The following is a 13,990-nucleotide window of genomic DNA, read 5'->3' on the forward strand; positions in this document are numbered from 1 at the left end:
TGTGGTTGGGCCGTTGTTGTCGTTCGCGGCAAAGCACTCAGATGCGTCCCCCCGGATGCACCTGAAAACCCTCATTTTCCGACATCGCACCGCCACCATTCCGCAGCGCACGCCGGCAAATCCCGACTCCACTTCAGCACCACCACTTGTGATATGCGAACACAAGAACACAAGATGTTGTGGTTGCCGTAGGTGGGAACCATACTGCTGCGCCTGGACGAAGTAAAGCTCGGCGTTGGCCTTTTTACGGCAACGGAAACCGCGCGTATTTGTTGTGGTCGAAAGGGAAGTTTTTGATGCCGGTCGACGCGGCCGCGAGGGGACCACACGAACACGGTCGCCCGTCCGTCGTAGCATCCTGATCCACACTGAAATCCACGCATCTTGATCACGTTAAGGAGACCGAACATGTCCGCTTTTCGACGTAATGCCAGCCGGATGCTTGCTACGTTGCTGCTGTGCTGCGCACCGCTTGCCGCCAGTGCGGCACTGCCCCCGGCGGTAAACGGCGAGGCGCTACCCTCGCTTGCACCGATGCTCACGAAGGTCACCCCCGCCGTCGTCAACATTTCCACCAAGACGCGCGTGCGTGCCCGCGATCCGTATTTCGACGACCCACTGTTCCGTCAGCTCTTTGGCAATCAGGGCGTGCCGCGTGATCGCGTGGAGCAGAGCCTCGGCTCAGGCGTGGTGGTGGATGCCACGAAGGGCTATGTGCTGACCAACCATCACGTGGTGGGCGGCGCGGACGACATCACGGTCACTTTGCAGGACGGGCGCGACTTCAAGGCGAAGCTGGTGGGCAGTGACGCGGACACCGATGTGGCCGTGCTGCAAATCAACGCCGACAACCTGCAGGCGCTGCCCATGGCCGATTCCTCTCAGCTGCGCGTGGGCGATTTCGTGGTCGCTGTCGGCGATCCGTTCGGACTTGGCCAGACGGTGACCTCAGGCATCGTGTCGGCACTGGGCCGGTCGGGACTGGGCAAGGGCTATCAGAGCTTCATCCAGACGGATGCCTCCATCAATCCGGGCAACTCCGGCGGCGCGCTGGTCAATCTGCGCGGCGAGCTGGTGGGGATCAACTCCATGATCTTCTCGCCGTCGGGCGGCAACGTGGGCATCGGCTTTGCCATCCCCGTGGATCTGGCCAGCCAGGTCATGAAGCAGTTGCTGGCCTACGGAAAGGTGCGTCGGGGAACACTGGGCGTGGAAGTGCAGGATGTGACAGATCGCGTCGCGCAGGCGCTGCGCCTCAAGGACGCCTCAGGTGCGGTCGTCACGCGCATCAACGAGGGCTCGCCCGCACAGAGCGCCGGGTTGCAGATCGGCGACGTGCTCACGGCCGTCGATGGAAAACCGGTACGCAGCGCTCAGGACGTACGCAATGCGGAAAGCCTGCTTCCGTTGGGCGCGTCGGTGCGCCTCACCGTCCAGCGAGAGGGAACCACCCGGAATATCCAGGCCACGATCGAGGCGACCAAAGTCGCCACCATGGAGGGTGGGCGCATCGACCCGAGGCTGACGGGCGTCACCCTTTCAGACGTCAATGCCAACCAGAAGGAGCAAGGCCTGTACGGCGTGGTGCTGAGCGGGGTATCGCGTGGCACCCGTGCGGCATCGGCCGGATTGCAGGACGGCGATATCGTCATTGGCGTGGGTCAACGCCGCATCATCAACGTGAAGGCCTTGCAGGCCGTCGCAGGACAACTGCCCCGGCAATTGCTGCTCACGGTGGTGCGGGGCAACGAGGTGTATTACGCCGTCATGTGAACGACAGCAGCCATCGGCGTGTCGCAGTAGGCAAATTCCTGCATTGTGCAGGTCTTCACCTACTACGATGGATCATCCGCTTTAGTCCGAAAATCAGCAGCCGAACGGGGTTTTTCGTCCTCAGGCCCCGTTCGGCTTTGTCACGGCAGGATGCTGAATGACGCCGCAGGTGCAGGCGAGGGCCTACATGGCCATAATTGCCGCCTATTACTTCACCGCTTTGCCCTTTGAGGTTCTTGCCGTCCATGTCCCTACGTCTCGCGCGACTGATTTCCGCCACGCTTATTAGCGTCTGTGCGTCCGCCACTGTTCTTGCCGCCGAGCCTCCGCTGGTCTGGCGTGGTGATATCACCACAGCCCGCGGCGTGGTCACCGACGTCGCCAAGGCATGGGAGAAGTCCGGCAAAGGCAAGATCGAACTGCAGCCCTTCAACACAGCGTCGGGTATCGACGCCGTGGCCAAGGGCTCGGCCGACCTCGCAGGCAGTGCCCGCCCGAGCTTCGGCGCCTCCGAACAGTCGCTGACCTTCACGCCCGTGGCGTGGGATGCGCTGGTCATGATCACCTACCCGTCCAACCCGGTCAGCAACATCACGCTGAAGGAACTGCACGAGATCTACTTCGGGCACATCACCAACTGGAAGGACGTGGGCGGCAACGACGAGCCCATCAACCTTTACGCGGTGGCGAGCCCGGCGGATGGTGTGGAATTCAGCATGCGCAAGCTGCTGTTCGGACGCGGCAACCAGCCGGTGGCCGCTCCGCGCCTGTACGTCAACGTGGCCAAGCTTGAAGAGGGTGTGACCCTCGACAAGCGCGGCCTCGGCGCCACCACGCTTGCGGGCGTTGCCGGCAACAAGAAAGTGAAGATCATCTCCATTGATGGCGTCGCGCCGTCGGCGGCCACCGTGGCAAGCGGCGCGTATCCGCTGTACACCGAGCTTTACCTGGTCACCAACGATGCTGGCCCGAAGGCTGCCGAGACCAAGGAATTCATCCAGTTCGTCACCAGCAGCCAGGGTAGCTCGCTGCTTCGCGCACACAGCCTGGTGCCGTACGCCGATGGCGCGTCGCTGGCATCGGGTGATGCGGCGCGGCGCGCCCGTATCGCCTCTGTCGTAGGCACCCGCGCCAATGTGGGCGCAGCGATGACCACGCCGACGGTGGCTGCCGCTGCCGCCGCGGAAACCACCGAGGCCAAGGCCGCGGCTGCGAAGGAGACCGTGGTTGCCAAGACCGGCAAGTCGGCGAAAGGCGAGAAAGCGGCGAAAGAAGCCGTTGCCAACGCCGAACCGTCGAAGTTCGCTGGCGTTGTTGCCAGCGTGACCACCACGGGCCACGTGGCGTTCAACGGCGTACACGCCGATGCGATCACGATTTCGGACAACGCAAAGCGCGGTGGCCGCTTCGCCAAGGTGATGGCCGACGCCGTCACCGTGCGCGGCAAGGCTGTGGCCAAGCCGATGCCGGCTGCCGAAATCCCCGAGAAGACGCCCGCTCCGCTGCCCATCAAGCCAGTCGCAGAAGCCGCCCCGGCCAAGGCGAAGGCTGAGCCCGCCAAGGTCGAGCCGAAGAAGGCCGTAGCCAAGGAAGTCCCGGCGAAGAAAGCTGCCGCCCCGACGCGCACCTACAAGGTGTCCTCCGGTGACACGCTTTATTCCATTGCAAAGAAGAATGCCGTGGACGTGAATCAGCTGCGCGCCATGAATGGCCTGAAGGACAACAATGTTCATCCGGGTCAGGTGCTGAAAGTCGGCTCGGCCCGCTGAGACCTTCGATGCAGATACATGCGGTATCGCTCGACCTCGATGACACGCTCTGGCCGGTCCTTCCAGCTCTCATCGAGGCCGAGCACTGTGTGGACCGGTGGCTGCGCGAACACCACCCCACCGTTGCCTCCGCATGGCCCATCGAGGCCATGCGTGAGTTGCGCGATCGTATCGCGCAGGAAAACACCCACCTCTCCCACGACTTCAGCGAACAGCGGCGCCTGACCATCCGGCACGCCTTTTCCGCTTGCGGCATCGACGATGCCCCGGTGGACGAGCTGTGGACGATCTATTTCGCCGCACGCAACCGCGTGGAGCTCTATCCTGACTCCCTTGCCGCACTGGAACGCATCGCGGCCCACCGGCCGATTGCCAGCATAAGCAACGGCAATGCGGACCTGGAAGTCATTGGTCTTCATCATTTCTTCCGTGAGCGCCTGAGCGCCAGCATCGAGGGTGTCGCCAAGCCGCACCCGCGCATCTTCCGCGCAGCCGCCGAGCGACTGGGCATCGCGCCAGAGCACATCCTGCATGTGGGCGACGACCCGCTGCTTGATGTCGTCGGCGCCCGCGAAGCCGGACTGGTCACCGGCTGGCTCAATCGCACGGGCGCCACCTGGTCGCATGGTCCTGCACCTGATTACGAATTTCCGGACATGACCGCGCTGGCCGACTGGCTGGAAGCGGATCGACTGTCCGGCAGCTCTTCGCGCGCCAGCCAGGCGCATCCCATTTCTTGAACGCGCGGTGCTTTGCATCGCAGGCATCTGGAGGCCCCCATGTCATCGCTGATTGAACGCAAGTCCGGAAAACATGCATTCGTTGTCATCGAAACCGTCGATACAGCAGGCATGGCCGCTACCGAAGGGCGACTGGATGCAGCGCAGAAGCAATGGCTGACGGCAACCGGGTTTCGCCCCACACCAGGCAGCGTGGCGCTGCTGCCGGACGCCAAAGGCGCGCTCACGCGCGTCCTTATAGGCGTGGATCGCGATGATCCCTTGTCGGGCGTGTCGTCTCTGCCCCATCGGCTGCCGGCCGGCGACTATGCCCTCGCACCGGAAGGCGTGATCGACAACGAAGAACTGCTCGCACTCGGCTGGGCGCTCGGCGCCTACAGTTTTGATCGTTATCGCAAGACGGCGCGTAGCCCCGCGCGCCTGGCCATTTCCGGCACCACCCTGAAGACACTCGCCCCGTTGGTGGATGCGACGGCGCAGGTGCGCGACCTGGTCAACACGCCGACCGAGGACATGGGCCCGGAACATCTGGCGGAAGCCATCAAGGCGCACGCCAACACGTACAAAGGCAAGTTCCGGGAGTGGGTGGGCGACGAGTTGCTGTCAGCCAACTTCCCGACCATTCACGCTGTGGGCCGCGCGAGCCATCGTCCGCCGCGCCTCATCGAGCTGACCTGGGGCAACGCCACCGATCCCAAACTGATGATCGTCGGCAAGGGTGTGTGCTTCGATACCGGCGGCCTGGATCTGAAGCCCGCCGACGGCATGCGCTGGATGAAGAAAGACATGGGTGGCGCAGCGCATGCGATTGCGCTGGCCAGCCTGGTGATGCAGGCCGGGCTGCCGGTGCACCTGACGCTACTGGTTCCGGCGGTGGAGAACGCCGTGTCCGGCAATGCCATGCGTCCGGGCGAGGTGATTGTCACGCGCGCGGGCTATTCCGTGGAGGTGGACAACACCGATGCCGAGGGCCGGCTCGTGCTGTGCGATGCACTGGCTTACGCCTCGGAGCAGAAACCCGACCTGATCGTGGATTTCGCAACGCTGACGGGCGCCGCACGCGTCGCACTGGGCCCCGACCTGCCCGCGCTGTTCACCAACCGCGACAGCCTGGCCAACGACGTGCTGGCGGCCGGTACGGCGGTGGCTGACCCGCTGTGGCGCCTGCCGTTGTGGCGCCCGTACCGTCGCATGCTGGAATCGTATCTGGCCGACTTCGCCAACTCGGGCGCGTCGCGTCATGCCGGCGCCATCACTGCCGCGCTTTACCTTGAGCGATTCGTGCCGGAAGACATCAACTGGATGCACCTGGACACGTATTCGTGGAATGACGCGGATCGTCCCGGCCATCCGCGCGGCGGCGAAGCGCAGGGGCTTCGCGCGTTTTTCCGCTTCCTGAGCGAACGTTACGCTGCCTGATCTGCACAGCCTGCCCCATCGGCCCGCCGGCGCCTGCGCTCAGGAGTCGGCGTCGGCCTGGCCGGCGCGACGGGCTTCAGCAACTTCCAGCGCCACCACGGCGCGCAGGTTGCGTTCCAGTTCGGCAATCGTGAGCGGGAAATAATTGTCGGCACGATCGGGGGCTGACCAACTCTCGACGCGCGCTTCGGTGACCGGAACGCCCACGGCATTGAGCGCTTCGCACACGCGCCTTGGGTCCAGGTGAGTGGATTGCAGCACCAGTTGCCACAACCAGTTCATTCGCTGCGGATCCACGCCGCGCGTCATCGGTGGGCGCGTGTATTCGCGCGCCGGAGTGTCTTTGCTGTTCACGAGGCGAGCCCTTCCTGATGCCGTGCCGGGCAACGATTATGGCATCGGGAACGCATAAGTTTGCGACCAGAAAGAGCGTAAGCCGCGCCCATGAATGTCAGAAAGCCTGTTCGTCCTCGCGGCCACGGGTGTCTGGTTGCACCGGTCGGATGACGTAGCCGACGGGCGACCAACCGCCCTGAACCGGGGCCAGCGAAATGCTTTCCTGCACGTCGCCCTGCGAATAGCGTGCATGGAATACGACGTTGAGATAGTCCCCTTCCGGCAATCCCTTGGGATCGACCACGCGGGTAATTTCAAACCAGTCCCGGGCACGGAATCGCCCCAGTTGCGCACGCAGGCCGATGAGGTAACGCAGCCAGTCGGCGAGCGGTACGCGGTCACGCATGAGGATGTCGGCCGCTTCCCACATGGCCTCGGCCTGGTGAGTGTTGGACAACTCGACCCAGTGGGTGGCCGTGGCCACGGCGCTGTCGATGCTGCGAAGAGGCGTGTCGATGCCCGGGCCGATGGTGAGGAATTCGGCCAGTGCACGCATCTTGCCCAGGTTGTCGACCGCGGCGTAGCCGCGTGTACCGGATCGAGCCATGCGAACCTCCCTGCATGCGCCTGAAGGGTCTGCCCATCACCGCGCCGGGTCAAGCCAGCCGAAAGGACTAGGCCCCGACCGCACCTTCACGCGAGCACGCCCTAGCGTGCGGGAAAGGTCAGGACGTCGGCCGTGTAGGTTTCCACAACAAGGCTGAAGGGCTGGTTGCCCGCCGTGTACAACACGGCCCGGTGTTGCAGTACCTCATGGGGGATCGCCAGGGGCAGAGTCTTCGACGGCCCCACAGGCGCGCCCATTTCCCAGCCCCTGGGTAATGGCGACCAGAGCAGTTCTGCCTTTGTGGTCTGTCTGCGGAAGCCCAGTGGCTGCACCACCTTGCCGAATGGCTGATCGGTGGTGTCGAGGGTACGGTTCATCTCTGGTGTGAGCCGTGAAGGCACATACCAGTTGTCGGCCTCGGACAGGACGTGTCCACCGCATGCCAACTGTACGCGGCGATACCGGACGGGCTCAGCGTCATCAATGCCAAGCTCTGCACGTGCGCCTTCCGGCAGCGGCTTGTCGGCACCAGGCACGCGATTTGCCACCACTTTGGCCGGATCAGCCATGCCGTGCTCACCGCACCAGCGCTCCAGCGTCAGCGTGGCGCTGGGATGACTCAGGAGATCTGAGTTGAGCGTTTCCAGAAGCGCAAGCGCCTGGAGGCGTGATTCGAAGTCGTCCACCCACGGTGCACGCGGCGGGCGCGCCTGCGTGCTGCTGACAGCCACGACGGCCGCCATGGCCGCCACTGTCGTCAGGCGGTTCATAGTCCTTTGGCCGCCTGCGCCACCGCGCGGAATAGCGCCCTGCCCTTGTTCATGGTTTCTTCCCACTCCGCCGCCGGGTCGGAGTCATACACGATGCCTCCGCCCGCCTGGACGTGCAGGCGACCGTCCTGAATGACTGCCGTGCGGATGGCGATGGCCGTATCGGCGTCGCCCCACCAGTTAAGCCAGCCGATAGCGCCTGCATAGATGTTGCGCTTGAAGGGCTCAAGCTCCTGGATGATTTCCAACGCGCGAATTTTGGGGGCACCGCTTACCGTGCCTGCGGGGAACGTCGCCTTGATGACGTCCATGTACGACAGGTCATCACGGATATCGCCCTCGACCTGAGACACGATATGCATCACGTGCGAATAGCGCTCCACAACGAAGGATTCGGCCAGTTCCACGGTGCCCGTCTGACTGACGCGACCGACATCGTTGCGGCCCAGATCAATCAGCATCAGGTGCTCGGCACGCTCTTTCGGATCGGCCAGCAGATCCGCTTCCAGCGCCTGATCTTCCGCCTCGTCCACGCCACGCCTGCGCGTTCCTGCGATGGGGCGAAGGACCACCCGCCCGTTCTTCAGGCGCACGAGAATTTCCGGCGACGAGCCGACAATCTGCGTCGTGCCAATGTCGATGAAGAACATATAGGGCGACGGATTCATCGCCCGCAGCGCGCGATAGACGTCCACGGGGCGGGCATGAAAGCCCACGCTCAGGCGTTGTGAGGGAACGACCTGGAAGATGTCCCCGGCGCGGATGTACTCCTGCGCCGTGCGGACCATGGCCTCGTATTCTTCGCGCGTAAACGACGACTTGAAGTCAGACTCGTCCAGTACAGCCGGCTGCAACATCTGCGGATACGACGCGCCGCTCTGGCGCAGGCGGAAAGCCAGCGCCTCCAGGCGTCGCGACGCTTCTGCATAGGCCTGCGGACGCGACGGGTCGGCGTGCACGATCAGGTACAGGCGGCCCTTCAGGTTGTCGAATACGGCAACTTCCTCGGCCAGCATCAGCAGAACGTCAGGCGTGCCCAACTCGTCACGCTTGTCCCACTGCGCCAGCCGCTTTTCGATGTAGCCAATCGTCTCGAATCCGAAGTAGCCGACGAGGCCACCCGTGAAGTCCGGCAGCCCGGCGAGCTTGGGAACCTCATATTGCTTGCGAAGGATTTCGATCTCACCAAGCGGATCATCAAGATGACGACGCTCGACGACCTCGCCCGACTCCTCCACCTCCAGCTCATGCCCGCGCAGGCGGTATACGCGGCGGGCAGGCAGGCCGATGATCGAATAGCGTCCCCAGGTGGCGCCGCCCTCAACCGATTCGAACAGGAAGGTATACGGGCCATCGGCCAGCTTCAGGTAAACCGACAGGGGCGTGTCGAGGTCGGAGAAGACCTCCCGCACCAGGGGAATACGCGTGTTGCCTTCGGCAGCCAGCGCGTCGAATTCGTCTCGGGAGATCACGGCGGAGCTCTTGTTCGATGGATCGGCCATTGTAGGCCAGTCAGCCGAGTCGCTGCCTGGGTAGCCCGCGAAGATGCAGAGTAAAGGCCACGCCACTGCCATCTTCCAGATTGCGGGCACTGGCCGAACCCTGATGGCGCTCGGCCACCAGGCGCACTACATACAGGCCCAGGCCCAGATGGGGCGCGTCGCCGGGCGTGGCCTTGTCGCGCAGGCTGACCAACGAATCGAACAGGCGCCCCTGCATGGCCGTGGGCAAAGCAGGCCCCTGATTGGCCAGTTCGATGTCGGCGCCATCCGATGTCGGACGCAGGGAAATACGCAGCCAGCCGTTCGGCGGGGTGAACGACAGGGCGTTATCGAACAGCTTGTCCAGCGCCTGCGCCACGAGTTCAGGGGACACATGCATGAGCACGGGGCCTTGCGGCAGCAGGCATTCAACCCGCCGATCCCCCGCCAGCGCCCGGTAGCCCTCAGCGCAACCGCGCACGATGTCGGCCATATTCACGTCTTCGGCTTCCGCCGCAGCAATCGCCCGCTCCATGCGGCTTGCCTCGCTCATGGCGCGCACAAGCGCACCCAGACGGGCCACGCCGTCGCGCGCCCGCAACAGATACGGCTGCGCTTCGGCGGGAAGGCCGGCGTGATCCAGGTTGTCGAGCGACGACTTGACGATAGCCAACGGGGTATTTAGCTCGTGCGACAGCTTCGATGCCAGGGTTCGCAAATAGTCTGTGTAGCTGCCCACCACATCGAACAGTCGGGCGAAGCTGCGGGCCAGATCCCCCAGCTCATCCTCTGAGTCGATGAGGGGAAACGGCCCGTCCAGACGTCCATCGTTGTCCTGAGCGCGCTCGGCGGCATTGCGCAAACGGCGCAGGCGAATGGTCAATCGGGTGGCAAACATCAGCAACACGCCACCGGCGATCAGCAGGACCGCAAAACTGGTCAGCAGCAAGCCGAACAAGGCACGATTCGCCAGCAGCGGAACAGCCCGGCTTGGCTGCTCCAGAAGGACAACGCCACGCGATTGTCCGCGCACCTCGATCGGCATGGCGGCGGCAAGAACCACACTGCCCCGTGCTTCACCTGCACGCCACGCCGTGGCCGGGGTGCCCTTCAGGGCTTCTGCAACTTCAGGCAGATCGACGCGCGGGGCATCTTCTGCCCAGCCACCGTCTTCGTCCAGCCGGGTGGCCAGCAGCGAGCGGTAGATCAGCGACGCGAACCAGCCCGGACGCTCCGATGCGGGCAAGTTGGGCAGATCCAGACGGCCGCTCTGCGCGAGCAACCATGCATCGGGCGCGAGGACGCGAACGCGAACGCCGTCGGGCGCAAGGAGGGCAAGCTCACGGGAAAGAGCGGTCGAGTACTCAAGAATGGGCCGGACATCCGCCGCCGCAGGGTCGCTGCTGTCCCCGGGAAGATGTGCGCCTATGCCGAGTCGCTCGATGGCCAGGCCGCGCGGCAAGCGAAGCTCCACGCGAAAACCGCTGCCATCCTCCTGCCACTGAGCGTTCAGACGGTCGGGCAAAATGCCTGCCGGCGGGTCCATGGCAATGCCTGTGGTGGCACCGGGCGCGGAGCTGGCAATCAGGTAACGCTGCGTGTCATCACTGCTGGCGATGGTGAGGACCAGATGGTCGGCGCTCATGGCCAGATGGTCTTCGGCGTCCGCCCGATGACGTCGGGGAGCGCGCACATCTATGTACGCATACAGCCAGTGCGCATCTTCAGCCAGAAGAAGGCGGGCATTTTTGCCCACCGGCTGCGCCCATGGCGTAAGCGCTGCCCAGTCGTCTCCGTAGCCATCCACGGTGATCGGCAACGAGGTGCGCTGGACGTACCAGGCAGGGCCCGCCGGCGGCAAAGGCGCATCGACCACGACAAGACTACGTGCCAGCGCGCGTGCGGATGCGACAAGCGCCTGGGCCTGACCTTCGCGCAGCAACGTTTCCATCTGCCGCACATATAGCCAGCCGGCCACTGGCAACGCCAGCGTGCAGAGGGCAACGAGAAGAAGTTTCTGGCGCAGGGTCATGACGTGAAGCCTGTTATTGCGCGACGGCGATGGCGACGCGCAACGACATTGCGCACGGAATCACCGTCACGGAGTCCAGCGATAGCCCACGCCATGAACGGTTTCGATAGCGTCAAAATCCGGTGCCAGGGCAATGAACTTCTTGCGGATGCGTTTGATGTGCGAGGTGATCGTGGCGTCGTCCACTACCAGTTCGGCTTCCCGCATCAGCTGGTCGCGGTTTTTCACGTGGCCGGGGAAGCGCACCAGCGTGTGCACCATCCAGAACTCGGTCACGGTCAGCGGAATTTCGATGCCATTCCAAAGGACGCGCATGCGCTCTGATTCCAGCTTCAGTGGGCCGTGCTCGATAACGGTTTCACTGGCAGCCGGCGCTTTCAGCGACTCAATGCGACGGAACAGGGCCGCGATGCGGGCTGCAAGCTGATGCAGGCTGGTGTCTTTGCTCAGGTAGTCGTCCGCGCCCAGACGCAGGCCGGAAATGACGTCAAAGTCGGAGTCACGGGCGGTCAGGAAGATGAGCGGAAGCGTGGCGGACTTCGCGCGCAGTTCGCGGCACAGGTCAAAGCCGCCTTCGGGCTCATCGCCCAGGCCGATGTCGATGATGACCAGGTCCGGCAGGCGCATGGAAAACGCGATGGACGCCTCACCCCGCGACCCGTAGCCACGCGTCTCGTAGCCGAAGCGATTGAGGGCTTCGACGTAGTTGGCGCGGATGATGGGCTCGTCTTCGACGATGGCGATAGTGCGGGCCATGCGGTACTCCAATGGATAAGCGGCGTGCGCAGGGTGCTATGGGATGCCGCCATGCGCAAGGGACGAGAGTCAATTGCCTCAAATTCGCCCGATTCGGTCGGCGCAATGCCTCTTCACTGCCGCACTGCGCCCTCGCTGGCAGGGTTTACTTAACCCCACTGGAGGACACTCATGAAAGCCGAAGCGAACAACACCGAACTGGAACGCAACTTTGAACCGCTGCGCGTCGCACTGGCCATCGGAGCACTGCTGCTCGGTATCGTCTTCGGCATGCACTGAGGGTCATCCGGCGATGAACTTCCGCAGCGACCCCGACCCGGACTGGCAGCCGATCTGAACCCCCTCGCTCCTCGTGGAGCTTCTCACTCCCCCGTACTCCTCGTCCGGGGGAGCTTTTTTTGCTCAGGCGTCCTGGATCGACCGATGCATGCTGGCAATCGCTGCGGCGTAGTCCGGCGCATTGAAAATGGCTGATCCGGCAACAAAGGTGTCGGCGCCCGCCGCTGCGATCTGTGCGATGTTTTCCGTATTGACGCCGCCATCCACTTCCAGACGGATAGGCCGACCGCTGCGGTCAATGCGCTCACGTACCTGACGGATCTTCTCCAGCGCCATCGGAATGAACTTCTGACCGCCGAAACCGGGGTTCACCGACATGATCAGCACCAGGTCGATCTTGTCCATGACGAAATCGAGGTAGTCCAGTGGCGTGGCCGGATTGAAGACCAGGCCGGCCTGGCAGCCTTCTTCCTTGATGAGGCTGATGGTGCGGTCGACGTGCTCGCTGGCTTCCGGATGAAAGCTGATGCTGTTGGCGCCAGCACGGGCAAAGTCGGGAACGATGCGATCCACGGGCTTGACCATGAGGTGCACGTCGATGTGCTCCATGATGCCGTAGTCACGCAGCGCCTTGAGCACCATCGGGCCGATGGTCAGATTGGGCACGTAATGGTTGTCCATGACGTCGAAGTGCACCCACTGTGCGCCGGCGTCCAGCACTTTGCGGGTGTCATCGCCCAGGCGGGCGAAGTCGGCCGAGAGAATGGAAGGGGCGATGACGGGAGACTGGCGGGACATGGGCTGGCCTTGGTCGAAGAGCTAGGGGACTAGCGTAACGCGGATCAGTGATGCGCCCGGAGACGCTTACTTGAAACCGCGCTCCGCCTTGATGCGTTCGTAAGCGGCGTTGATGTCGCTGGCGCGCGATTCGGCGCGGCGGCGCATGTCGTCCGGCAGGTCGCCCAGACGATCCGGGTGATGCTCGGAAATGAGCTTGCGATAGGCGCGCTTGATGGCGCGGTCATCTGCGTCACGAGCGATGCCCAGAACGGTGTAAGGATCTGGTCCCTGCGTACTGCGCTGGGGCGGAATATAGCTACCCTGGCCGCCGCCACCGCCGTAGGCGCGCCCGCGTTGCTGCCCGCCCGTATTCCAGGCATAGCCCTTCATGGCCATGAGGGCCATAAGTTCCATATCACTGATGCGCAGGGCAAACGCGAGCTGGCGCAGGATCGCCATCTTTTCAGGCGCGGGGTCGCCCTCGGCCAGAACCGTCTCCATGACCACATCCAGCACCGTGAAGCTGTGATCCCGGCGATGACCGACCCAGCTGCGCAGCTCATTGATGACGATGGTGGCGTTGAATTCGGGCTGTTTGCCCTGGTTGAAGGCCACGATGGCATCGCGACGGCGTTCCGTATCGAGGCCAAAACGGTCCATCAGGCGTTCGGCGATGGCGATCTCCGCTTCGGAGATGCGGCCGTCGGCTTTGGCCACGGCGCCGATCAGGGCAAACAGCGGCTGGAGGTAGCCGCCCGCTGCGGGAGCCGCCCGGGCGCGCTTCTGCTGACGGCTGGCATCGAACATGAAGCCGAGGGCAGCACCCACCATGGCGCCGAGAAGGCTGAAATGGGTGAACCAGAAGCCAATGAAGGCACCAATGAGGGTGACGGAAAAATTCATGGAGCGGCCTGGGGATGGGGCGTCTGGGCGGAGAACCACTCGGCGAGCTGGTCCAGTTCCGCATCGGAGAGGGGGCCGGTGGCCGCGCGCATGACCGCAATGTCGCGACGCCCGTCCCGGTACTGGCGCAAAGCTTCGCGCAGATAGTCCTTGCGCTGACCCGCGAGGTTGGGCGCGCCCGGCATCGTCGCCGTGCCGTCCGCGCCGTGGCAGGCCGCGCACAGCCCCAGACGCGCCGGCTTGGACGGCGGGGCAGCGAACGCAGGGAATGTCAGGGCCAGGGCAAGCGCCGCGGTCGTCAGAATACGCATTCGTAACGCTATGAGGGCATCGGACGCTAATTCT

Annotated in this window: 13 protein-coding genes; 4 read left to right on the forward strand and 9 right to left on the reverse strand. The window is 63.9% G+C overall.

Going from position 1 to position 13,990, the window contains the following annotated elements; translation table 11 throughout:
- The first annotated feature begins 438 nt into the window (after window positions 1-438).
- The 4 genes from FHW69_RS11520 (at window position 439) to FHW69_RS11535 (ending at window position 5,701) form a co-directional block, all read left to right on the forward strand.
- The gene (locus tag FHW69_RS11520) at window positions 439-1,773 is read left to right on the forward strand and encodes a DegQ family serine endoprotease (protein ID WP_255494775.1); all 1,335 of its coding nucleotides are present in this window, start codon (window positions 439-441) and stop codon (window positions 1,771-1,773) included.
- 245 nt (window positions 1,774-2,018) lie between these two features.
- Window positions 2,019-3,542: a substrate-binding domain-containing protein gene (locus tag FHW69_RS11525; RefSeq protein ID WP_183423192.1), complete on the forward strand. Its 1,524-nt coding sequence runs from the start codon at window positions 2,019-2,021 to the stop codon at window positions 3,540-3,542.
- An 8-nt stretch (window positions 3,543-3,550) separates the two neighbouring features.
- Window positions 3,551-4,282, forward strand: coding sequence for an HAD family hydrolase (locus FHW69_RS11530; protein WP_183423193.1), 732 nt, complete (start codon window positions 3,551-3,553; stop codon window positions 4,280-4,282).
- Between the two features lie 39 nt (window positions 4,283-4,321).
- On the forward strand, window positions 4,322-5,701 hold the full coding sequence (locus tag FHW69_RS11535; RefSeq protein WP_183423194.1) for a leucyl aminopeptidase family protein: 1,380 nt from the start codon (window positions 4,322-4,324) through the stop codon (window positions 5,699-5,701).
- Window positions 5,702-5,740: 39 nt separating this feature from the next.
- On the opposite strand, the gene FHW69_RS11540 is transcribed toward FHW69_RS11535, so the two are convergent.
- The 9 genes from FHW69_RS11540 to FHW69_RS11580 all read right to left on the reverse strand — a co-directional run bounded on the left by FHW69_RS11540 (window position 5,741) and on the right by FHW69_RS11580 (window position 13,956).
- Complete coding sequence (locus tag FHW69_RS11540) at window positions 5,741-6,055, reverse strand: hypothetical protein (protein ID WP_183423195.1); 315 nt, start codon at window positions 6,053-6,055, stop codon at window positions 5,741-5,743.
- Window positions 6,056-6,152: 97 nt separating this feature from the next.
- On the reverse strand, window positions 6,153-6,644 hold the full coding sequence (locus FHW69_RS11545) for a DUF4019 domain-containing protein (protein ID WP_183423196.1): 492 nt from the start codon (window positions 6,642-6,644) through the stop codon (window positions 6,153-6,155).
- A gap of 101 nt (window positions 6,645-6,745) precedes the next feature.
- Window positions 6,746-7,414 carry a hypothetical protein gene (locus FHW69_RS11550; RefSeq protein ID WP_255494761.1) on the reverse strand — a complete coding sequence of 223 codons (669 nt, stop codon included), beginning with the start codon at window positions 7,412-7,414 and terminating at the stop codon, window positions 6,746-6,748.
- Window positions 7,411-8,886, reverse strand: a complete 1,476-nt coding sequence (gene trpE / locus FHW69_RS11555; RefSeq protein WP_183423197.1) for an anthranilate synthase component I — start codon at window positions 8,884-8,886, stop codon at window positions 7,411-7,413. The genes FHW69_RS11550 and trpE overlap by 4 nt, the downstream gene beginning before the upstream one ends.
- 40 nt (window positions 8,887-8,926) lie before the next feature.
- Entirely contained in the window at window positions 8,927-10,927 is a 2,001-nt protein-coding gene (locus FHW69_RS11560) for an ATP-binding protein (RefSeq protein WP_183423198.1), read from the reverse strand.
- Between the two features lie 66 nt (window positions 10,928-10,993).
- Window positions 10,994-11,683 (reverse strand): proteobacterial dedicated sortase system response regulator, encoded by a 690-nt coding sequence (gene pdsR, locus FHW69_RS11565; RefSeq protein WP_183423199.1) that lies wholly within the window; start codon window positions 11,681-11,683, stop codon window positions 10,994-10,996.
- 402 nt (window positions 11,684-12,085) lie between these two features.
- The gene (rpe, locus tag FHW69_RS11570; protein WP_183423200.1) at window positions 12,086-12,760 is read right to left on the reverse strand and encodes a ribulose-phosphate 3-epimerase; all 675 of its coding nucleotides are present in this window, start codon (window positions 12,758-12,760) and stop codon (window positions 12,086-12,088) included.
- Window positions 12,761-12,826: 66 nt separating this feature from the next.
- Entirely contained in the window at window positions 12,827-13,645 is an 819-nt protein-coding gene (djlA, locus tag FHW69_RS11575) for a co-chaperone DjlA (protein WP_183423201.1), read from the reverse strand.
- Window positions 13,642-13,956, reverse strand: coding sequence for a c-type cytochrome (locus FHW69_RS11580; protein ID WP_183423202.1), 315 nt, complete (start codon window positions 13,954-13,956; stop codon window positions 13,642-13,644). The genes djlA and FHW69_RS11580 overlap by 4 nt, the downstream gene beginning before the upstream one ends.
- Window positions 13,957-13,990: the final 34 nt, after the last annotated feature.

The organism is Luteibacter sp. Sphag1AF, from assembly GCF_014192715.1.
GTDB lineage: Bacteria > Pseudomonadota > Gammaproteobacteria > Xanthomonadales > Rhodanobacteraceae > Luteibacter.

What these genes read in the sequence shown, in the direction of transcription:
- FHW69_RS11520 (WP_255494775.1), top strand. Translation starts at nt 439, where the DNA reads ATGCTTGCTACGTTGCTGCTGTGCTGCGCACCGCTTGCCGCCAGTGCG.
- FHW69_RS11525 (WP_183423192.1), top strand. Translation starts at nt 2,019, where the DNA reads ATGTCCCTACGTCTCGCGCGACTGATTTCCGCCACGCTTATTAGCGTC.
- FHW69_RS11530 (WP_183423193.1), top strand. Translation starts at nt 3,551, where the DNA reads ATGCAGATACATGCGGTATCGCTCGACCTCGATGACACGCTCTGGCCG.
- FHW69_RS11535 (WP_183423194.1), top strand. Translation starts at nt 4,322, where the DNA reads ATGTCATCGCTGATTGAACGCAAGTCCGGAAAACATGCATTCGTTGTC.
- FHW69_RS11545 (WP_183423196.1), bottom strand. Translation starts at nt 6,644, where the DNA reads ATGGCTCGATCCGGTACACGCGGCTACGCCGCGGTCGACAACCTGGGC.
- FHW69_RS11550 (WP_255494761.1), bottom strand. Translation starts at nt 7,414, where the DNA reads ATGAACCGCCTGACGACAGTGGCGGCCATGGCGGCCGTCGTGGCTGTC.
- FHW69_RS11560 (WP_183423198.1), bottom strand. Translation starts at nt 10,927, where the DNA reads ATGACCCTGCGCCAGAAACTTCTTCTCGTTGCCCTCTGCACGCTGGCG.
- pdsR (WP_183423199.1), bottom strand. Translation starts at nt 11,683, where the DNA reads ATGGCCCGCACTATCGCCATCGTCGAAGACGAGCCCATCATCCGCGCC.
- rpe (WP_183423200.1), bottom strand. Translation starts at nt 12,760, where the DNA reads ATGTCCCGCCAGTCTCCCGTCATCGCCCCTTCCATTCTCTCGGCCGAC.
- djlA (WP_183423201.1), bottom strand. Translation starts at nt 13,645, where the DNA reads ATGAATTTTTCCGTCACCCTCATTGGTGCCTTCATTGGCTTCTGGTTC.
- FHW69_RS11580 (WP_183423202.1), bottom strand. Translation starts at nt 13,956, where the DNA reads ATGCGTATTCTGACGACCGCGGCGCTTGCCCTGGCCCTGACATTCCCT.